Here is a 20564-nt window from a genome sequence, read left to right as displayed (position 1 = left end):
CGGCACATGGCATCCATCCTGCAGATCTCCGACCCGCATTTCGGCACCGAACGCGCACCCGTTCTGGAAGCGCTGGTGCGACTGAGCGACCAGCTGCAACCCGAGCTGGTGGTGCTCTCGGGCGACATCACGCAGCGCGCGCGCGCCGCCCAGTTCCGCGCCGCCCGCGCCTTCGTCGACCGGCTCGGTGTGCCGCGGCTGGTGGTGCCGGGCAACCACGACATTCCGCTGTTCAACCTCTGGGGCCGGCTCACACGGCCCTACGCCGGGCACCGCGCGGCGTTCGGTGACGAGCTTGAACCGCTCTACAACTCGCCCGGCCTGATGGTGCTGACGGTCAACACCACGCGGCCGGCGCGGCACAAGAACGGCGAGGTGTCTGCCGCCCAGGTGCAGGCCGTGGCGAAGCGGCTGGTGCAGGCCACACCAGGGCAACTGCGGGTGGTGGTGGTGCACCAGCCGATCGACGTGCAGCGCGAACAGGACGTGCCCAACCGCCTGATCGGCCACACCGCCGCACAGCAGGCCTGGGCAGCCGCGGGCGCCGACCTCGTCATGGGCGGCCACATCCACCTGCCGTATGTGATGCCGCTGCCCGGCCTGGCGCGGCCGATGTGGGCGGTGCAGGCCGGCACCGCGCTGTCGCAGCGCGTGCGCGCCGGTGTGCCGAACTCGGTGAACGTGGTGCGCTGGCATGCCGCCGACCGGCACTGCGTCATCGAGCAGTGGGACCATGCGGCCGCGCAGGACGCCTTCGTGCGGGTGCGCGTGACGCCGGTGCAGCCGGAACGCTGAGCAGGCAGCTCGCCTGGCGCGTCCGGGCGGGATGAGAAACGGAACTGCGGCCGGTCAATCGAACATCAGCGAACGGTGCGCCATGGCGCCGGCCAGCGCGCCCGCGCCGACCGAAATTGCCACGTTGCCCGCTGCGCGCGCCGCGTCGCCGCAGGCGAACACGCCGGGCACGCTGGTGGCCTGCATGGCGTCGGTGCGGATGAAGGCACCGGTTGGCCCCTCGTCCATGGCGCAGCCCAGTTGCGCCGCCACCGGGCTGGCCAGCCGCGTGTGCGTGAGCGTGAACAGGCCGTCCATGGTGAAACGCCGACCGTCCTGCAGCACCACCGTGGCGCTGTCTTCCAGCCGCGCCACCGCACCGGCTTCCACCACGGTGCCGCGCACGGCCAGCGCAGCGAGTTGGTCGGCATCGGGCTCGAAGGCATCGTTCAGGAACAGCGTGGTGCGGCCCCAGTCCGGCAGCATCAGCGCGTGGTGCATGGACAGCTCGTTGATGGCCAGCACGCCGATGCGGCCGTTGTCCAGTTCGTAGCCATGGCAGTAGGGGCAGTGGAACACGCTGCGGCCCCAGCGTTCAGCCAGGCCCTCGATGGCGGGCAGCTCGTCCACCACGCCGGTGGCGATCACCAGCTTGCGCGCCTGCTCGGTGGCACCGGCCTCGGTCTGCACGCTGAAGCCTTCAACCTGCGCCTCGGCCTGGGCCACGCGGCCCTCGAGCCAGCGCACATTGGGATAGGCCAGCAACTGGGCACGGCCGTCGGCCGCGATGTCGCCGGGTGCGCGCCCGTCCTGGCCCAGGAAACCGTGCGAGGCGCTGGCGAAACGGTTGCGGCGCACGCCGGCGTCGATCACCAGCACGCGGCGGCGCGCCCGCGCCAGCTGCAGCGCAGCCGACAAGCCGGCGTAGCTGCCGCCGATCACGATCGCGTCATGCGGGGCCATGGTGTTTGCGGGGGTGGTGTGCATGGTGTTCTCGGGCATGGGGATGGGCTTCAAAGCGGTGGTTGAAATCGGCCGCGAGATCGGCCAGCGTGACGCTGCCCAGACGCTGCACCAGCAGGGCCTGGGCGTCCTGCAGCGCGCCCGACAGGGCCTGGTTGACGGCCTGTTCCACCAGGCATTCGGGGTTGTCCGAGCGGTGGCCGATGGCGAACACCGTGGGTGCACCCACCGCGTCGTACACGTCGCGCAAGCTCACGGTCTGCAGGTTGCAGGCCAGCACCCAGCCACCGCCGTGGCCCTTTTCGGAGCTCACAAAACCGGCTTCGCGCAGGCCAGCGAGCGTGCGGCGCACCACCACCGCACTGCTGCCCTGCAGGCAGGCGGCCAGGGCCTCGGAAGTCATGGGCCGTTCGCTGTGCGCCATGTGCAGCAACAGGTGCAGGACGGAAGAGAGTCGGCTGTCGAGTTTCATGTAACTTTGATAATTACATGAAATCAAAAATCCGGCAAGCGGATGCGAATCGTCTGGATGCCAGGCCAGGTTCTTGTCGTTGCGACGCAAGGCTTGGCAGCACCTCATCGCCGCGCGGCTGCCCTATCGGAACCGGAAGTCGTGAAAAAGTCGGCGGATGAAAACTACGATGAATGAACTGCTTTTTATAAAAATAAATACTATTTTGAGAACATTGAAACTACATTCAAGCAAATCATCGGAACCGCGCAGGGAGAGTCATGAAACTCATACGGTTGTGCTGGAGTGAGGCAGCTCGCAGTAGAAAAGGGGTGCTGGAAAACGCGACGCACTGGTACAAGTGCACCACGCAGACGGCCAGGGACTTTCATGCCAACTGCGAAGCGGGCAACCGGAACTACGGCGCCGGCTCGCATTGGGTCGAGCTGTGGGAAGTGGTGGAAGGCAGTGCCGGGACCCGTTGAACAGCAGAGACGCAGTCGGCAGCAAACGGCGCTGGCGCATCACTTCAGCACCTCACCCCCCACATGCACCGGCCCGGCGCGCGCCACCACCACCGCTTCCACCTCGCGCCGCATGCCGAGCAGAAAAGCCAGCTCGGCCACCACGAACAGCGGGCCGATGATCAGGCCCATGATGTCGTCGACGAAGGCCGGCTTGCGGCCTTCGAACACGTGGCCGATGAACTGGATCACCCAGCCCACCACGAACAGCCCGATGCCCACTGTGGCCCAGGCGCTGGTGGACAGATCCGCCGTGGCCTGGGCAACCGCGAGGCAGATGCCGAGGAAAACGGCCATGGCAAAACCGAAGCGCAGGTCCAGCCGCAGGTAATACAGGGTGGCGGCCACCGTGGCCAGCGTGGCCGGCGACAACACCAGGCCCGCGACATCGAAGGAGGGCCGCGCCAGCAGCACCACGACCGCGAGCACGATCATGGGAATGCCGATGAAATGGGTGGCGATGTTGCGCCGGTCGCGGTGGTAGGCCGCGTACTGGCTCAGATGGTCGTTGAGGGTTTTCATCGTGGATCTCCTGCACAAGGACAGATCAGCATGATCACCACAGCGGCCCTCGCGCACCATTCCGGGTTTCCCTCAGGCCAGCCGGCCTGCGCCCGCGAACAGATTTACAGCGCGCCCTGCGCCTCGTCGTCCAGCCGGATCGTCGGGCCGCTGCGCGCCAGCGCCATCCAGACGTGGAAGGGCAGCCGCTCCAGCGCGCGGCGCGGCGCCTCGCGCGCCACCACCAGGTGCTCGCCCTCCAGTTGCAACACGCCGCATTCGGCCGGTACCTCCTCGGGTGCGGCAATCGGTCGGCCTTTGGCGTCCTGCCCCAGCACGTACCAGCAGGCGCTCGCCAGGCCGAGGTAGGCGGCGCGTTTGGCCGGTTTCTTCAGATCGCCCAGCAGGTCGGCACGGCTGACCTTGATCTCGTGCACCACCGGTTCCAGATAAGCCTCTACGGTGGTGTGGCGCACCGAAAACACGTCCGGGCAGGCCATGCACCAGCCGTGCGCCGGCGCCGCCGGCGGCGTGCCGTCATCCGGCTCAAAGGCTTGAACCTGCAAACGGTCACCAGCGGCCTCATCGGGCTGTTCGCCCAGCAGGCCGCGCGGCAGCGGCACGCGCAGCATGAGGCCGCGCCAGCTCAGGCGGCCGGCCTGGGCCATGGCCGTGGCCACGCGTTCAACCAGCGCCTCGTGCGGCGTGCGCGAGGCCTTGTTGCGGGCATACACCTCGGTCAGCCGCTGCACGCCGGCATCGGTGACACGCAGGCTCTCGAAACCGTCCGGCGACGGCCGGCGCTCCAGCAGGCCGGCGGCGAGCAGCTCGACCTCCAGCATGTCGTGGCAGGGCCAGCCGGCCGAGCGGTAGATCTGGCGCAGGCGCTGGTGGTGCTGCCGCGTGAGGGTGGGAACGGTCGCGCTCATCCACTGACTATATGTCCAGTACCATGGCACTCCCATGCCTGTCGTCGATCCACCTTCGGCCCCTGCCCTGCCGCTCACGGTGGCGGTGCGTGTGTTGTGCGCCTTCGCTGCCAAGAGCGGCGACCTGGACCTCCGCTTCACGCCCTCGCCCAGCGCGCAGGACGGCATCGCCGGCCATGGCACGGTGACGGCGCGGCGCGGTGCCACCTACCAGCGCGAGGTGGCGCTGAGCGCCATGTGCGATGACCTGCGCGTGCAAGGCCGCGCCGACGGCTTTGACCCGGCCGTGCCGCGGCTGGAAGAAATCAAGACCCACCGTGGCGACGCCGCGCGTTTGCCCGACAACCAGCGCGCCCTGCACTGGGCGCAGGCGCGGGTCTATGGCTGGATGCTGTGCGAGCAGCATGCGCTGGAGCGCATCGAACTCGCGCTGGTCTACTTCAACATCGACACCGGGCAGGAAACCGTGCTGCCGGTGTGGCACAGCGCGCTGGAGCTCAAGGCCTTCTTCGAATCGCTCTGCGCGCGCTACATCGGCTGGGCGCGTGCAGAGCAGGCCCACCGCAGCGCGCGCAACGCCGCGTTGCAGGCGCTGGTTTTTCCCTTCGAGGGTTTCCGGCCCGGCCAGCGCGAACTGGCGGCTGCGGTCTACCGCTGCCACGGCGCTGGTCGCCATCTGCTGGCGCAGGCGCCCACCGGCATCGGCAAGACCATGGCCACGCTGTTCGCCGCGCTGCGCGCCGCGCCGGCACAAGGCACCGACAAGCTGTTCTACCTGACCGCCAAGACGCCCGGCCGCCAGCTCGCGCTGCACGCACTGCAACGCTTGCTCGCGCAGCCGCTGCGCGTGCTGGAACTGGTGGCGCGCGACAAGGCCTGCGAACACCCGGACAAGGCCTGCCACGGCGAGTCCTGCCCGCTCGCGCGGGGTTTTTACGACCGCCTGCCGGCCGCGCGCGAAGAAGCCGCACAAGCCGGCTGGCTGGACAAACCGGCGCTGCGCGAGATCGCATTGCGGCACACCGTGTGCCCCTACTACCTCGGGCAAGACCTGCTGCGCTGGAGCGACGTGGTGGTGGGCGACTTCAACCACTTCTTCGACCTCAGCGCGGGCGCCTGGTCGCTCAGCGCGGGTGACGGCCTGCGCGTGGGCCTGCTGGTGGACGAGGCGCACAACCTGATCCAGCGCGCGCGCAGCATGTACAGCGCCGAGCTGCACCCGGCCAGCTTCCAGGCGGTGCGCCAGGGTGCACCGGCCGCGCTCAAGAAGGCCATGGACCGCCTGCAGCGCCAGTGGAGTGCGTTGGCGCGCCTGCAGACCCAGGAACACACGGTGCTGCCCGAGCTGCCGGCGAGCTTCATCGACGCCTTGCAACGCCACGCGGCCGAACTCTCGGACCATCTCGCCAACGAACCGCAGGCGGCCGACGCGCACCTGCAGGCCTGGTTGTTCGAGGTGCTGCACCTGCTGCGCGTGGCCGAGGTGTTTGGCGAGCATTCGCTGGCCGACCTCACCAGCCCGGCACAGCGCAGCGGCCGCGTGCGCCACCCGGTGCTGAACCTGCGCAACCTCGACCCCGGCCCGCTGCTGCGCCCACGCTGGTCGGCGGCACACAGCGCCACCCTGTTCTCGGCCACGCTGAGCCCGATGGACTACGTGAGCGACCTGCTGGGCCTGCCGGACGACACGGCACGCCTGGACGTGCCCTCACCGTTTGACGCCGCGCAACTGCAGGTGCGCGTGACACCGCACATCTCCACGCGGTACGGCGACCGCAGCGCCTCGCTCGATCCACTTGTGGCCGTCATGAACGAGCAGTACGCCCAGCGCCCCGGCAACTATCTGGCCTTCTTCAGCAGCTTCGACTACCTGCAGCAAGCGCTGCAGCGGCTGCAGGCGCAGCACCCCGAAGTGCCGGTGTGGGCGCAGGCGCGTGGCATGAGCGAGACCGAACGTGAGGCCTTCGTGGCGCGCTTCACCGAACACAGCCAGGGCATCGGCTTCGCGGTGCTCGGCGGCGCCTTCGGCGAGGGTATCGACCTGCCCGGGCAGCGCCTCATCGGCGCCTTCATCGCCACCCTGGGCCTGCCGCAGCTCAACCCGGTCAACGAACAATTGCGCCAGCGCCTGCAGGCGCGTTTTGGCCGGGGCTACGACTACGCCTACCTGTTCCCCGGCCTGCAGAAGGTGGTGCAGGCGGCGGGCCGCGTCATCCGTGGCCCCGGCGACAGCGGCGTGGTGGTGTTGATGGACCAGCGCTTCGGCCGCGCCGAGGTGCGGCGCCTGCTGCCAGCCTGGTGGCAGACCCCGGGTTGAGGCTGAAGCTCAGCCGTCGGCGTCTGTCGACGGCGCGCCCTCATCCGGGTTGGCCAGCTGCGTGATCAGCACCTGGTCGATGCGGCGGCCGTCGAGCACCAGCACCTCGAAGCGCCAGCCCGCCGCCTCAACGTGTTCGCGCTGGCCCAACAGGTCACCGGCCACGGTCTGCATCAGGCCGGCCACGGTGTTGTAGCGGCCCTTGTCCTCGTCCGGCAGCTCGTCGATGTGCAGCCGCGACTTGAGCTCGGCCACCGGCATCGCACCGTCCACCAGCCAGCTGCCGTCGTCGCGCCGCGTGGCCCAGGCGTCCACGGCCACGCGTGGCGAGAGTTCGCCGGTGATGGCTTCGAGCATGTCCAGCGGCGTGAGCAGGCCCTGCACCACACCGTACTCGTCGACCACGAACACCATGCGCGTGGCGCGCTCGCGGAACTGCTCCAGCAGCTCCATGCCGCTGAGCGTCTCGGGCACGAACACGGCCGGCAGCACATGGCGCATCAGCAACTCGTTGTTGCCCTCGGCCTGCAAGGCCAGCAGGCGCGGCAGGTGGATCACGCCCACCACATCCTCCAGCCCGCCGCGGCACACCGGGTACCAGGAGTGGCCGGTGGTCCAGGCTTTCTGCACCGCGGTGTCCACGTTGTCTTCGGCTTCCAGCCACTCGATCTCGGCGTGCGGCACCATGATGGAGGTGAGCTGGCGGTCGTCGAGCAGGAACACGTTGCGCACCATCTGGTGCTCATGCTCCTCGATGATGCCGGCGTCCACGCCCTCTTCCAGGCTGGCGTTGATCTCTTCTTCGGTCACGTGCTGCACCGCGTTGGAATCGATGCGCAGCAGCTTGAGCACCCACTGCGTGGTGTGCGTGAGCAGCCACACGAAGGGCTTGGCGGCCTGGGCCACGAAGGCCATCGGCGGCGACACCCAGCGCGCCACCGCCTCGGGGTAGAGCTGGCCGATGCGCTTGGGCACCAGCTCGCCGAACACGATGGTGATGAAGGTGATGATGGCCACCACCACCGCGGTCGACAGGATGCTTGCGGAACCCGGCGACATGCCCTTGGCCTCCATCCAGAGGCCGAGATCGCCGCTGAACGCCGCCTCGCCCACGATGCCGTTGAGCATGCCGATGGAGGTGATGCCGACCTGCACCGACGACAGGAACTGCGTCGGGTTCTCCAGCAGCTTGAGCGCGGTGATCGAGCCCTTGTCGCCCGCTTCGGCCATGGCCATCAGGCGCGCCTTGCGGCTGGAAGCCAGCGCCAATTCGGACATGGCGAATGCGCCATTGAGCAGGGTGAGAAAAACGATGAGGAGGGTATCCATAATCGGCAGATGTCTACTTACATGATTGGTGATGTGCAAGGCTGCGACGCTGCTCTGGAGCGCCTGCTGGACCACATCGGTTTTTCGCCCAGCCGCGACCGGCTGGTGGTGCTGGGTGATCTCGTCAACCGCGGACCGGCTTCACTCGCCGTGCTGCGCCGGCTCATCGCGCTGGAAGGTTCGGCGCAAAGCCTTCTCGGCAACCACGACCTGCACCTGCTGGCGGTGGCACACGGCGTGCGCAAGCCACACCGCGGCGACACGGTGGCCGACATCCTGGACGCGCCCGACCGCGATGCGCTGCTGGACTGGTTGCGCACGCGGCCCATGGCGCTGCATGAACACGGTTGGCTGATGGTGCACGCCGGCGTGCTGCCGGCCTGGAACGCGGCCGACACGGTGGCCCACGCGCACGAACTCGAAGCGGTGCTGCGCGGCCCGGACTGGGTGGCGTTCCTGCATGAGATGTACGGCAACGAACCGGCGCAGTGGAGCGACGGCCTGCGTGGCACGGCGCGCCTGCGCGTGATCGTCAACGCCCTGACCCGGCTGCGTTTCTGCAGCGCGGACGGGGTGATGGAGTTCGACACCAAGGACAGCGCGGACGCCGCGTCCGAGGGCTTCATGCCCTGGTTCGAGGTGCCGGGCCGGCGCACCGAGGGTGTGCCGATTGCGTTCGGCCACTGGTCCACGCTGGGCACGGTACAGCGCAACGACCTGCAGGCGCTGGACACCGGCTGTGTCTGGGGCGGCTGCCTGACGGCGGCGCGCATCGGCAGCGCGCCGGGCGAGGTCGAACGGATGTCGGTGGGCTGCGAACAGGCCCGCAAGCCCGGGAAGCGTTGAGGGATAGGTAGCGGCGGCGAGCGCCGCCTGGAAGGCTCGGGTTCGGGCAAGGGCCTTGCCCTCAGCTTTCCTGCGTTGGCGCGGGCGCGCTCTTGAACAAGGCCGGCACCTTGCGCCGGGTCTTGATGTTGGGCGACGCGGTGCGCGCCGTGGCGCGTTGCGACACCTCCCACGACGGCGGCGTTTCGGACGCGGCGCTGGGCTCATAGGGTTTTTCGAACAAGGGATCGGCCGGCGGGCGCGGTGCGCGCACCGGGCGCGTGTCGGCGCCGCGTGCGTCGCGCGAGCCACGGCTCTCGCGGCTCTCGCGGCTTTCGCGGCTCTCACGGATGGCCCGGCTCTCGCGGCGCTGTTCGCTGTCCTGCGCGTCGGCCGGTTGTTGCCAGGCGCGTTGGCCGTCGTTGAAACGGCCGGCCGGGCGGCGGTCGGCTTCGAGTTCGAGTGCTTCGAGCTCCAGCTTCTTGCCCAGCAGTTTTTCCAGGTCGCCCATCAGGCGCGCGTCGCGCCCGCTGACGAAGGACACCGCCAGGCCGGAAGCGCCGGCGCGACCGGTGCGGCCGATGCGGTGCACATAGTCTTCGGCGTTGAACGGAATGTCGAAGTTGAACACCGCCGGCACGTCCTTGATGTCCAGGCCGCGCGCGGCCACATCGGTACACACCAGCAAGTCCACCACGCCGGTCTTGAAGGCTTCGAGTGCCTTCAGGCGTTCGTCCTGGCTCTTGTCGCCGTGCAGGGCCGCGGTGTTGAGGCCTTCGCGCTCCAGCGAACGCGCCAGCCGCGCACAACCGAGCTTGCTGTTGACGAAGACGAAGGCCTGCTTGATGCCGCGCTCGCGCAGGACCTGCTTGAGCACGCCGCGCTTGTCGTCGTCGTCGACGCGGTAGAAGTGTTGCTCGACGGTGGAGGCGGTGGCGTTGGAACGCGCCACCTCGATCGTCACCGGGTCTTGCAGGTAGCTGCCGGCCAGGCGCTTGATCTCGGGCGAGAAGGTGGCCGAGAACAGCAGCGTGGTGCGCTGCTTGGGCAGGTAGCTCAGGATGCGCTGCAGATCGGGCAGGAAGCCGATGTCGAGCATGCGGTCGGCTTCGTCGAGCACCACGTACTCGACCTGATTGAGCACCGCGTTCTTGGCTTCGATGTGGTCCAGCAGGCGGCCGGGTGTGGCGACCAGCACCTCGACACCCTTTTTCAGTTCCAGCGTCTGCGGCTTCATGTCCATGCCGCCGAACACCACTGCGCTGCGCAGGTTGGTGTATTTGGCGTACAGCTCGACCTGCTGCGCCACCTGCACCGCGAGTTCGCGCGTGGGCAGCAGCACCAGGGCGCGCACGGGGTGGCGCGCGGGCGAGGTGGAAGCGTTCTCGTGTTTGAGCATGCGCTGCAGCAGCGGCAGCGTGAAGGCGGCGGTCTTGCCGGTGCCGGTCTGGGCCGCGCCCATCACGTCACGGCCTTGCAGCACCACCGGTATCGCCTGCGCCTGGATCGGCGTCATGGTCGCGTAGCCCATTTCGGCCACGGCTTTCTCGATGGCGGGCGAGAGGGAGAGTTCGGAGAAGGATTGGGTCATTGGCGTCAAAGTTAGCCCGGTATTGTCTCACTTTGACCGTTTTTCACCGAAAAGGTCCGTCGAACACCCTGGCACACCCCCCCAGCGCACCGCACCGCGGGGGCCTCACGCCCTGCGGCGCAGGGGGATCAAAGGGTGCTGGCCTTGAACGTATCGCAGCTCTGCACCTTGCCGCTGGTGAGGCCGGTGTTGAACCAGCGCTGGCGCTGCGCGCTGGTGCCGTGCGTGAAGCTGTCGGGCACCACCTGGCCCTGGCTCTTGCGCTGCAGGGCGTCGTCGCCGATCGCGGCGGCCGCGTTCAGCGCCTCTTCCACGTCGCCGGGTTCCAGGATGGCCTTGCTCTTGTGGTTGTGGTACGCCCAGAGGCCGGCGAAACAGTCGGCCTGCAGCTCCAGCTTGACCGACAGCGCGTTGTACTCGCGCTCGCTCATGCGCCGGCGCGCCTGCTCCATCTGGTCGGTGATGCCCATCAGGTTCTGCACGTGGTGGCCGACCTCGTGCGCGATCACATAGGCCTGGGCAAAGTCGCCCGGCGCGCCGAGCTGGCGGCGCAGCGTGTCGTAGAAGCTCAGGTCGATGTAGACCTTCTGGTCGCCCGGGCAATAGAACGGGCCCATGGCCGACTGGCCGGTGCCGCAGGCCGTGGGCGTGGCACCGCGGAACAGCACCAGGCGCGGCTTCTGGTATTGCGCGCCGGCTTGCTGGAACACGTCCACCCAGACGTCTTCCGTACCACCGAGCACCGAGGCGACGAAACGGCCCATGTCGTCGGTGGGGGTCTGCGTCGGGGTCTGGGTGGTCTGCACCTGCTCGGTGGGCGCAGACATGTCGCCCACGCCACCGAGCACGCCCAGGATGGTCATGGGGTTGATGCCGAAGATCCAGCCCGCCACCAGCGCCACGGCGATGGTGCCCAGGCCGATGCCGCGCCCGCCAACCCGGCGTCCACCGCCGAGCCCACCCAGGCCACCGCCGCCAGGGTCCGAACGGCGGTCTTCAATCTGATCGGACTGGCGGTTGTTTTCCCACTTCATGGCGACTCTCCTGCACAACGATGGCCGTTGCAGGCGCCATTATCGGGGCGCCGCGGCTCAGGCGACGGCGGGTGCGCTCTCGCTGGTGCGCTGGCCGGCAAAGTCGGTCCAGCAGCGGCGCTCGAAGTCGTATAGCTTGCAGCGGCGCGCGGTCTCGAAGTACCAGCGCCAGGAGAAGCGCTGCACGATGACGCGGCCCGGCAAGGTGTCTTCCAGCAGGCGCTGCAGGCCTTCGAGCTGGTACAGCGGGATGCTCATGTCCACGTGGTGCGCGGTGTGCTCCATGATGTGGTGCATCATCGCGCCGATGCGCATGGGGAAGGTCAGGTGCACCGTGGTCGAGACGAAGGGCGCGGCGCGGCCCCAGGCGGCCTTGTCGTCGTGCCACTGCACCGCGGTGTGCGTGTGGTGCACATAGACCACGAAGCCGATCATCGCGTTCCAGAACAGGAAGGGCACGACAAAGCCCACGCCCAGCAGCAGCCAAACCGACTGTTCGGTGGCCCAGGCCGCGGCCACCAGGGCAACGATCCACAGCAGCGCCGTGACCGAGACGAACACGCCGTCCCACATGAACTCGGGGCGGCTCGTGCCCATGTAGGTCTTGCGCGGGAAGAACATGCGCTTCCACCACATCTCCACCAGGTAATACACCGCCGGACCGAAGCCGCTGCGGTAGATGCGCTCCATCACGCGGCGGCCCGGCGAGAGGGCATTGAACTCGGCCTGCGTGAGTGGCGCCCAGACGAAATCGACGCCCTTGAGGTTGGTGTAGCCGTGGTGCACCACGTTGTGCCCGACTTCCCACAGGCTGTAGGGCGTGAGCGAGGGCAGCATGGCGATGCGGCCCAGCACGCGGTTGAGGCGGCGGTGCGGCGTGTAGCTCTGGTGGCAGGCGTCGTGGCCAATGATGAACAGGCGCCCGATCACGAAGCCGGCGGCCAGGCCGCACAGCAGCTTGGCCCAGACGGCCTTGAGCAGCACGGTGCCGCTCATCAGGGCGGCGAAGATCAGCCAGTCCAGCACCAGCATGGCCACGGCCAGCAGGGTGCGGCGTTCGACCAGGGGCGCGAGCCAGCCGCGGATGATCTTGCGGTGCGGCAGCGGCTGTCCGCTGGGGATGGGTTCGGGAGGGGTGAAACCAGGGGGGAGATTCGACATGCCCGGCATGCTAGCGGCGATAAGGCCGACGTTGGTTGATTCAGGTCAATGCCCGCAGTCATGCAAGGACATCGGGAAAATGTGTGGAAGCCGCTGCGCCGGGCCGGGGACGCGTCCCCGGTGTGCAGACGGCAGGCCCGGGCCGCTCAGGCCTTGGGCAGGGTGACGCCGCTCTGGCCCTGGTACTTGCCGCCGCGGTCCTTGTAGCTGATTTCGCAGACGTCGTCCTTGTCGCTCTCGAAGAACAGCACCTGGGCGCAGCCTTCACCGGCGTAGATCTTGGCCGGCAGCGGCGTAGTGTTGCTGAACTCCAGCGTCACATAACCTTCCCACTCGGGCTCGAAGGGCGTCACGTTGACGATGATGCCGCAGCGCGCGTAGGTGCTCTTGCCCAGGCAGATGGTCAGCACGTTGCGCGGAATGCGGAAGTACTCGACCGTGCGCGCCAGCGCGAAGCTGTTGGGCGGGATCACGCAGACATCCTTGTTGATGTCCACGAAGCTGTTCTCGTCGAAGTTCTTCGGGTCCACCACCGTGCTGTGGATGTTGGTGAAGACCTTGAATTCGGGCGCGCAGCGGATGTCGTAGCCGTAGCTCGAGGTGCCGTAGCTGATCACCTTCTTGCCGTCCACCGCCCGCACCTGGTTGGGCTCGAACGGGTCGATGAGGCCGTGTTGTTCGGCCATGCGGCGGATCCACTTGTCGCTTTTGATGCTCATGGGTGGCGATTGTAGAGGGCAGCATTTGGCTGGCCGTTTCGCCGCCGAATCCGGCGAGAAGGCTTGGGTTCGTCTTGCCAACCACAAACTACGACCGCCCAGTGCAGGCGACTTGATAAAACAAGGGCGTAGCCGGCAATGTACACAAGAAATACCACTAGCAATAAGCAGGCTGCAACGTTACCCCAGTCGCCTTGCTTGAGATACGGAGGTGCGAGATAGAACGCGACCCAACCGGCAGCCAAGAAAAAAATGGCGTACACAACAAGACCAAGCGCAACCAAAGTACGCTGCCCCCATGTACAAGCGGCCACACCTCTAAGCACAAATTTGGTGCCGGTGGCGTCGATGATGAGGTGGCCTCTTACCCTCAAGTACGTTGCCATAAAGACCGTTGGCCGAGACTGTCGCAGCAAGATCGAAATTTCGGCAGCCGTTAGTTTCAGGTGACCCAACGCAGCTCCAAAAGACGACTCAACCAACAATGCAGGACGTCTCGTACCACCTTCATCGAAGAACTGCCTAAGTCGGCGATGTCGCTCCTCCAGCTTCTTGTGCCGACCTATCAGGGGTCCCGTAGACGGCTTCAGGAATGGGATGAGCAACGCAACAACTGCACCGAAGATCTTTAGGATTTCATCTAAGCTTTGCACGGACCCTCCCTTGGTCACTTACAACATTTCCATCCAGCGCTCACGGCCAGCCACCTCGTCACATGCGGTCTTCCTGGCCGTAGGGGCACCTCTTCTGCGGCACTAAGCAGCGCAAAGGCGTACCGACTGTATTCAAAAAGGAAAAAGCCCATTTGAAATTGTTGAGTTTTCAGTAATTACTGAAAATTCAAGCCGAAACCGCTACAGTGGCACGCATGCCGTTGCAAGACCACCTGCCGCCCCTGAACCGCGAGTTCGTTGCCCACTTCGGAGAGATGGGCAGCCGCTGGGGCATCAACCGCACCGTGGGGCAGATCTATGCCCTGCTCTACATCTCCCCGAACGCCCTCAACGCCGACGAGATCGCCGAGACGCTGGAGTTCTCGCGCTCCAACGTGAGCATGGGCCTGAAAGAGCTGCAGGCCTGGCGCCTGGTGCGCTTGCGCCACCAGCCGGGCGACCGGCGCGAGTACTTCGAGGCACCGGCCGATGTGTGGGAGATCTTTCGCGTGCTGGCCGAGGAGCGCCGCCGGCGCGAAGTGGAGCCGACGCTGTCCATGCTGCGCACGGCGTTGCTCGAAACACCAAAAACCGACGCCGAGCGCCATGCACAGGCCCGCATGCGCGAGATGCACGACCTGATCGACCGCCTCATGACCTGGTTCGACGACGTGCAGAAGCTCGCGCCCGAAACCGCCATGCAGCTGATGGGCATGGGGGCCACCGTGACGCGCGTGCTCGAACTCAAAGACCGAATCACCGGCAAGGGAGCGCGCGGCGCGCGGCCCGACAAACTGCCCGACGCCGCCTGAACCGGAGACTCCCCATGGACGCCTTGATCCTGTCGCGCATCCAGTTTGCGGCCAACATCAGCTTTCACATCCTGTTCCCGACCATCACCATCGCGATGGGCTGGTTCCTGCTGTTCTTCCGCCTGCGTTTCCTGAAGACACGCGACCCGGCCTGGGAAGAGGCCTATTACTTCTGGACCAAGGTGTTTGCGCTCAGCTTCGCGCTGGGCGTGGTCTCGGGCATCGTGATGAGCTTCCAGTTCGGCACCAACTGGCCGGGCTTCATGGAGAAGACCGGCAACATCTCCGGCCCGCTGCTCGGCTACGAGGTGCTCACCGCCTTCTTCCTGGAGGCCAGCTTCCTCGGCATCATGCTGTTCGGCCGCGGCCGGGTGAGCGAGCGTGTGCACGTGGCCGCCACCTTCCTGGTGGCCTTCGGCACCACCATGTCGGCGTTCTGGATTTTGAGCCTGAACTCCTGGATGCAGACCCCGGCCGGCTTCGAGATCGTGGACGGCCAGTTCATGCCGGTGGACTGGTTCGCGGTGGTGTTCAACCCCTCCTTCCCCTACCGCCTGGCGCACAAGCTGCTGGCCTCGGCCCTCACCGCCTCGTTCCTGATCGCCGGCCTGTGTGCCTGGCAGCTCATCAAGGGCAGTGCCACCCCCGGCACGCACAAGGCCTTGCGCACCGCCGTCATCGCCGCCTCCATCGCCATGCCGCTGCAGTTCCTGGCCGGCGACATGCATGGCCTGAACACGCTGCAGCACCAGCCGGCCAAGATCGCCGCGCTCGAAGGCATCTGGCACACCGAGAAGAGCGCGCCGCTCACGCTGTTCGGTTTCCCGGACGAGGCGGCCGGCACCACGCACTACGCGCTCAAGATCCCCAAGCTCGGCAGCCTGATCCTGGCGCACGACGCCAACGCCGAAATCAAGGGCCTGAACGAATTCCCCGGCGCGCACCCGCCGGTGGCGCCGATCTTCTGGGCCTTCCGCGTGATGGTCGGCGTGGGCACGCTGATGCTGGTGGTGGCCTGGGCCTCGGCCTGGCTGCTGTGGAAGCGGCGGCGCGACACCGCGAGCGGCAAGCCGGCCCTGCCCCGGCCCGCGCTCTACGTGCTCGCCGCCATGACCTTCTCGGGCTGGCTGGCCACGCTGTCGGGCTGGTACGTCACCGAGATCGGCCGTCAGCCCTTCGTCGTCTACGGCCACCTGCGCACCGCCGACGTCGCCACCACCCTGCCCTCGCCCATGATCGGCGTCACGCTGACGGCCTACCTCATCGTCTACGGCCTGCTGCTGGTGACCTATGTGGGCGTGCTCAAGTACATGGCCGAGCACCCGTTCAAGCACGCGCCGGAAACCGCACACGGCGAGCTCGGCAAGGCCGGCGTCTGATCCCCATCTGCCTGGAGAACACACCATGACCACGATGACCTGGGCCGAACTGCTGCCCCTGATCTTCCTCGCCGTGATGGGCCTGGCCCTGCTGGCCTACGTGATCCTCGACGGCTACGACCTCGGTGTCGGCCTGCTGCTGCCGCTGGCCGAGAACAAGGAGCAGAAGGACACCATGATCGCCAGCATCGGCCCGTTCTGGGACGCCAACGAAACCTGGCTGGTGCTGGGTGTGGGTGTGCTGCTGGTGGCCTTCCCGATGGCGCACGGCCTGGTGCTGCAGGCGCTCTACCTGCCGGTGGCGGTGATGCTGATCGGCCTGATCCTGCGTGGCGTGGCGTTCGACTTCCGCGTCAAGGCGCCCACCAAGTACGTGCCGTTCTGGAACCGCGCCTTCTTCATCGGCTCCTTGCTGGCCAGTGCCTCGCAGGGCTGGATGCTGGGCAGCTACATCACCGGCTTCGACAGCGGCTGGCTCGGCCTGGCGTTCAGCCTGGGCATTGCGGTCACGCTGCCGGCAGCCTACATCCTGCTCGGTGCAGGCTGGCTGATCATGAAGACCGAGGGCGTGCTGCAGGAACACGCGGTGCGCTGGGCCGCGCGCGTGTTGTGGCCGATGGGCTTTGCGCTGGTGGCGATCTCGGTGGCCACGCCGCTGGTGAACCCGGGCGTGGTGGCCAAGTGGTTCCAGGTGCCCGAGGTGTTCGGCCTGATGCCGATTCCGCTGAGCTGCGCCATCGCCTTCTTCGCGGTGCGCTGGGTCGTCACCCACCCCAACGTGGTGAAGGCCGGCTATGGCTGGGTGGTGTTCGCGGCCACGGTGCTGATCTTCGTGCTGGCCTTCTTCGGCCTGGCCTACAGCATCTTCCCCGACATCGTGATCGGCCGCATGACGGTGTGGGAAGCGGCCATCTCCACCGGCTCGCTCACGGTGGTCTTCATCGGTGTCGCGATCACGCTGCCGGTGATCATCGTCTACACCATCTACATGTACCGCGTGTTCTGGGGCAAGGCACGCGCGTTGACGTACAACTGATCTGTCTCAACGCTGCGCGCCGGTTGCGGCGCGCAGCGGTTCACACGCATGACATTTGCGTGCGGCATTGTCCCGGGCTTCAACAACCCGAGGACGAGAGATGTACGCAAAGAAGAACAAGCGCATGGGCCATGTCGCCCTGTCGCTGATGGCAACCCTGGCCATCGCCGCCTGCGGCGGCGGTGGTGGCGACGCCACCCCGGCGCCCAATCCGGGAACGACCCCGACCACCCCCACCACCCCGGTCGCGACGACGCTGCGCATCGGCGTGTTGCCCGACACCCAGGGCAGCGCCTCGGGCGTCGCACAACACCCGATGAAGGCCGTGCTCGACTTCCACGTGCAGCAAGGTGTGAAGGTGGTGCTCGCCGCCGGTGACCTGGTCGAGAACGGCACGTCGGCCGAGTACGCGCAATGGCGCGCGGTGGCCGACCAGTACAAGGACAAGCTCACCATCCTGCCCATCATGGGCAACCACGACCCGCGGGGCATCGACCAGGACTGGCACGACACGGTGGAGAGTTTCATTCCCGCCGATGCCGAACACATGCCGGGTTCGCGCAACAAGAACTACGCGCTGGTGCGCGACAACGTGCTCATCCTCAACATCTCGTACGGCTGGCTCGAACGCGCCTATGACTTCGTCGAGGCCATGATCAAGAAACACGGCGCGAAGGCAGACCACATCATCCTGCAGACGCACAACTCCTTTGCGGGCAACCGCTACGGGCTGGTGCGCGAGAACATCATCGACGGCAGCATCTCCATCCTGAACGATGTGATGTTCCGCGACGTGTACGACAAGTACCGCACCCTGTTCGCGGCGCACGACGTGATCTACGTCTCGGGCCACGAGCACCACTACTCGCGCAGCCTGATCCGCGACAACACCGACCGCCCCTTCATGCAGATCATCTCGGGCAACTCCGCCTACAAGGGCTACGAGACGCGTTTCTCCGAACACGAGCGCATTCAGGAATACCTGATGCTCAAGATGCAACACGAGAGCACCGGCAGCATCGACGTGAACGCCTCGGTGTTCGAGGTGACGGGGCCGAAGATCGACTACCGCTCGTACTACATCAAGCACAGCGTGATGAGCAACACCGATGCGCTGCAGCAACTCGCCACACCCAACTGGACGCTGATGGACCGCTTCGTGCGCACACAGGACCGTTGTGCCAAGACCGTGTTCCCGTCGAGCGTGCCTCCCGACATCCAGCGCGCCGGTGCCTTCGATTCCTCTTACCGCACCAGCAACTGCACCTCGCTGGGCAACAGCCGCGCGCGCCTGCTCGATGGCACGAACAACACCTTCAACCGCCACGACACCCGCACCCGCACGATGAGTGCCACGCCGGGCGACAGCTTCGCGAACAGCAACGCGGAGATGGCCTCGATGATGTACCGCTACATCTTCCAGCGCCACCAGAACTACAGCCCCAACCTCAACAACAGCCAGCGCGCGCGCGTGATCAACGCGGGCCAGCCCAATGAGCAAGTGGAAGTGCGCGCCACCACCATCGACCTCAAGAAACAGGTGCTGCTGAACTGGCAAGCCAAGGGCAATACCACGCTGAGCGACGAACTCTTCATCAGCGGCATCAGTGGCCAGGACGGCACCTACATCGACCCCTACGGCGTGCCGAAGGACATCACGGTCGACACCGGCCTGACCGGCAGCTACGGCAATGGCACCGAACTCGGCAAGGCGCCGGTCATCCTGCCCGCACACGCCACCAAGGGCTGGGCGCTGACGGAAGACAAGGTGGGTGACAGCTACGTGGTGGAGTTCGCACTGCCCACGGGCCGCACCGCCACCGACAGCGCACTGGCCCGCTACAACACGGCGACCAAGACCTGGGTGCCACTGGCCAGCGCCGCCTGCGTGAGCCGGCTCGCCTACCAGGCCGGCCACCTCACCGCGCCACCGGCCGACACCGATGCCGCGTGCGGCAACACCACGGTGGTGGGTTTCAACACCGCCACCAACGCCTTCTGGGCACGCCTGAACCGCGACGAGCGCCTGGCCATCGTGGCCCGCTGAACGGGCAGACACCCGGCACCAGCCCCATGCGGGGCCGGGTTCAGCCCTGGGCGATGACCGTGCGCTCGATCAGCCGGTCATCGCCCAGCACGATCAACGCGAACAGCAGTTCGTCAAGGTTGTTGGCCTGTTGGGTCTTGCGCGCCAGCAGCGGCGTGGCCTGCGGGTCGAGCACGACGAAGTCGGCCTCGTGGCCCGGCTGCAAGTTGCCCACCACACCTTCAAGACCCAGCGCGCGCGCCGCGCCCGCGGTGTGCAACCACCAGAGCCGGCCCGGCGACAGGCTCTGCCCGGTCTTGGTCTGGCCTTCACGCCCCACCACATAGGCCGCGAGCATGGTGCGAAACGGCGAGAAGCTGGTGCCACCCCCCACATCGCTCGCCAGGCCATACGCCATGCCGGCCGCGTCGGCGGCGCCGAAATCAAAGAAACCGCTGCCCAGGAACTGGTTGCTGGTCGGGCTCACGGCGGCCGTGGTGCCGGTGGCGGCCATGCGTTCGCGGTCGGTGCGGTCGAGGTGGATGCAGTGCGCGTACACCGCGCGCTCGCGCAGCAGGCCGAAGTCTTCGTACACGCCCAGATAACTGCGCGACTGCGGGAACAGCTCGGCGGCCCAGCGCACCTCGTCCAGGTTTTCCGCCACGTGCGACTGGATCCACACCTCCGGGTACTTCGCCGCCAGTGCGCCCGCGCCGCGCAGTTGTTCGGGTGTGCTGGTGGGTGCAAAACGCGGCGTGATCGCATACCCCAGCCGGTCCACACCATGCCAGCGCTGGATCAGCGCCTCGGTATCGATCAGGCTTTGTTCGGTCTGGTCGCGCACGCCGTCGGGGCTGTGGCGGTCCTGCAGCACCTTGCCCGTGATGAAGCGCAAGCCGCGCGCCTGCGCCACTTCAAACGCCGCGTCCGCCGACGCCGGGTGCGAGGTGGCGAAGGTGAGCGCGGTGGTGACGCCGTTGCGCGTCAGCTCGTCGAAGAAGAAGTGAGCCACCTCGCGCGCGTGCGCCGGCTCGTGAAAGCGCGACTCGTGCGGGAAGGTGTAGTTCTCCAGCCAGGGCAGCAAGCCGTCGGCGGGTGCACCGATCACATCGGTTTGCGGGTAGTGCACATGCATGTCGATGAAGCCGGGCGCGATCAGCTTGCCGCGCAGGTCTTCCACCGCCACCCCCTCGAAGTTGCCGATCAGCGCGGCATGGTCGCCGGCGGCGCGCACCACCTGCCGGCCCTGCGCATCGGGCCCGACCACCAACAGGCCGTCGGCCTCGTACACGGGAGCATGCTGATCGTCGAAACGCAGGAGGGCGGCGCGGTAGGCTTTCATGCCGCCCAGCTTAACGCTGGAAACACGCAGGTACATATCGCGCGGCCCATACGGGCCATATCCGGCAACGGGGGCCATGCGGCTTTCACCGCGCAGCGGCCTGAGGGAGCCAGCCGACCATGACCCGCAGCGCACGAAGCAACGCAAACCAAGGGCAGCAAGGGTCCGGCTTCGCCGGCCCCAGGTGCCGTCCCCCCT

At 67.0% G+C, this 20564-nt stretch carries 19 protein-coding genes; 8 read left to right on the top strand and 11 right to left on the bottom strand.

The window, feature by feature from the left end; all coding sequences use genetic code 11:
* Window positions 1–6: 6 nt before the first annotated feature.
* Entirely contained in the window at window positions 7–795 is a 789-nt protein-coding gene (locus HPA01S_RS19790) for a metallophosphoesterase family protein (RefSeq protein ID WP_066272757.1), read from the top strand.
* Window positions 796–849: 54 nt separating this feature from the next.
* On the opposite strand, the gene HPA01S_RS19785 is transcribed toward HPA01S_RS19790, so the two are convergent.
* Window positions 850–1761 (bottom strand): NAD(P)/FAD-dependent oxidoreductase, encoded by a 912-nt coding sequence (locus tag HPA01S_RS19785; RefSeq protein WP_218005364.1) that lies wholly within the window; start codon window positions 1759–1761, stop codon window positions 850–852.
* Complete coding sequence (locus tag HPA01S_RS19780; RefSeq protein ID WP_066272756.1) at window positions 1724–2209, bottom strand: Rrf2 family transcriptional regulator; 486 nt, start codon at window positions 2207–2209, stop codon at window positions 1724–1726. The genes HPA01S_RS19785 and HPA01S_RS19780 overlap by 38 nt, the downstream gene beginning before the upstream one ends.
* 260 nt (window positions 2210–2469) lie before the next feature.
* Between HPA01S_RS19780 and HPA01S_RS23230 the strand changes: the two genes are divergently transcribed.
* Window positions 2470–2673: a hypothetical protein gene (locus HPA01S_RS23230; protein WP_157085104.1), complete on the top strand. Its 204-nt coding sequence runs from the start codon at window positions 2470–2472 to the stop codon at window positions 2671–2673.
* A gap of 39 nt (window positions 2674–2712) precedes the next feature.
* Here the strand turns inward: HPA01S_RS23230 and HPA01S_RS19775 are convergent, their stop codons facing one another.
* Together HPA01S_RS19775 and HPA01S_RS19770 are read right to left on the bottom strand one after the other, a co-directional pair.
* Window positions 2713–3234: an Mpo1 family 2-hydroxy fatty acid dioxygenase gene (locus HPA01S_RS19775; RefSeq protein ID WP_066272754.1), complete on the bottom strand. Its 522-nt coding sequence runs from the start codon at window positions 3232–3234 to the stop codon at window positions 2713–2715.
* A 104-nt stretch (window positions 3235–3338) separates the two neighbouring features.
* The gene (locus HPA01S_RS19770; RefSeq protein ID WP_066272753.1) at window positions 3339–4142 is read right to left on the bottom strand and encodes a hypothetical protein; all 804 of its coding nucleotides are present in this window, start codon (window positions 4140–4142) and stop codon (window positions 3339–3341) included.
* Between the two features lie 34 nt (window positions 4143–4176).
* Here HPA01S_RS19770 and HPA01S_RS19765 point away from each other — a divergent pair, with 34 nt between their 5' ends.
* The gene (locus tag HPA01S_RS19765; RefSeq protein ID WP_066272750.1) at window positions 4177–6459 is read left to right on the top strand and encodes an ATP-dependent DNA helicase; all 2283 of its coding nucleotides are present in this window, start codon (window positions 4177–4179) and stop codon (window positions 6457–6459) included.
* A 9-nt stretch (window positions 6460–6468) separates the two neighbouring features.
* On the opposite strand, the gene HPA01S_RS19760 is transcribed toward HPA01S_RS19765, so the two are convergent.
* Window positions 6469–7788, bottom strand: coding sequence for a hemolysin family protein (locus HPA01S_RS19760; protein WP_066272748.1), 1320 nt, complete (start codon window positions 7786–7788; stop codon window positions 6469–6471).
* 9 nt (window positions 7789–7797) lie between these two features.
* Here HPA01S_RS19760 and HPA01S_RS19755 point away from each other — a divergent pair, with 9 nt between their 5' ends.
* Window positions 7798–8634: a symmetrical bis(5'-nucleosyl)-tetraphosphatase gene (locus tag HPA01S_RS19755; RefSeq protein ID WP_066272746.1), complete on the top strand. Its 837-nt coding sequence runs from the start codon at window positions 7798–7800 to the stop codon at window positions 8632–8634.
* A gap of 61 nt (window positions 8635–8695) precedes the next feature.
* Here HPA01S_RS19755 and HPA01S_RS19750 read toward each other — a convergent pair whose 3' ends face one another.
* The 5 genes from HPA01S_RS19750 to HPA01S_RS23225 form a co-directional block, all read right to left on the bottom strand.
* A complete protein-coding gene (locus tag HPA01S_RS19750) occupies window positions 8696–10204 on the bottom strand; it encodes a DEAD/DEAH box helicase (RefSeq protein WP_066272745.1) in 1509 nt (502 codons plus the stop codon).
* 128 nt (window positions 10205–10332) lie between these two features.
* Window positions 10333–11238, bottom strand: coding sequence for a KPN_02809 family neutral zinc metallopeptidase (gene ypfJ / locus HPA01S_RS19745; RefSeq protein WP_066272743.1), 906 nt, complete (start codon window positions 11236–11238; stop codon window positions 10333–10335).
* Window positions 11239–11295: 57 nt separating this feature from the next.
* A complete protein-coding gene (locus tag HPA01S_RS19740) occupies window positions 11296–12399 on the bottom strand; it encodes a fatty acid desaturase (protein ID WP_066272784.1) in 1104 nt (367 codons plus the stop codon).
* Between the two features lie 146 nt (window positions 12400–12545).
* Window positions 12546–13118, bottom strand: coding sequence for a dCTP deaminase (dcd, locus tag HPA01S_RS19735; protein WP_066272740.1), 573 nt, complete (start codon window positions 13116–13118; stop codon window positions 12546–12548).
* Window positions 13115–13771, bottom strand: coding sequence for a hypothetical protein (locus HPA01S_RS23225; RefSeq protein ID WP_157085103.1), 657 nt, complete (start codon window positions 13769–13771; stop codon window positions 13115–13117). The genes dcd and HPA01S_RS23225 overlap by 4 nt, the downstream gene beginning before the upstream one ends.
* Before the next feature lie 215 nt (window positions 13772–13986).
* Here HPA01S_RS23225 and HPA01S_RS19730 point away from each other — a divergent pair, with 215 nt between their 5' ends.
* The 4 genes from HPA01S_RS19730 to HPA01S_RS19715 all read left to right on the top strand — a co-directional run bounded on the left by HPA01S_RS19730 (window position 13987) and on the right by HPA01S_RS19715 (window position 19045).
* Complete coding sequence (locus HPA01S_RS19730; protein ID WP_066272738.1) at window positions 13987–14583, top strand: GbsR/MarR family transcriptional regulator; 597 nt, start codon at window positions 13987–13989, stop codon at window positions 14581–14583.
* 14 nt (window positions 14584–14597) lie between these two features.
* Complete coding sequence (locus tag HPA01S_RS19725; protein ID WP_066272736.1) at window positions 14598–15962, top strand: cytochrome ubiquinol oxidase subunit I; 1365 nt, start codon at window positions 14598–14600, stop codon at window positions 15960–15962.
* Window positions 15963–15987: 25 nt separating this feature from the next.
* The gene (locus HPA01S_RS19720) at window positions 15988–16998 is read left to right on the top strand and encodes a cytochrome d ubiquinol oxidase subunit II (protein WP_084360846.1); all 1011 of its coding nucleotides are present in this window, start codon (window positions 15988–15990) and stop codon (window positions 16996–16998) included.
* 100 nt (window positions 16999–17098) lie between these two features.
* The gene (locus HPA01S_RS19715; protein ID WP_066272734.1) at window positions 17099–19045 is read left to right on the top strand and encodes a metallophosphoesterase family protein; all 1947 of its coding nucleotides are present in this window, start codon (window positions 17099–17101) and stop codon (window positions 19043–19045) included.
* 40 nt (window positions 19046–19085) lie between these two features.
* On the opposite strand, the gene guaD is transcribed toward HPA01S_RS19715, so the two are convergent.
* Complete coding sequence (gene guaD / locus HPA01S_RS19710) at window positions 19086–20366, bottom strand: guanine deaminase (protein WP_066272733.1); 1281 nt, start codon at window positions 20364–20366, stop codon at window positions 19086–19088.
* Between the last annotated feature and the right edge of the window lie 198 nt (window positions 20367–20564).

It is taken from the genome of Hydrogenophaga palleronii NBRC 102513 (genome assembly GCF_001571225.1).
Lineage (GTDB): Bacteria > Pseudomonadota > Gammaproteobacteria > Burkholderiales > Burkholderiaceae_C > Hydrogenophaga > Hydrogenophaga palleronii.
This window is presented reverse-complemented; position numbering and strand designations above follow the sequence as displayed.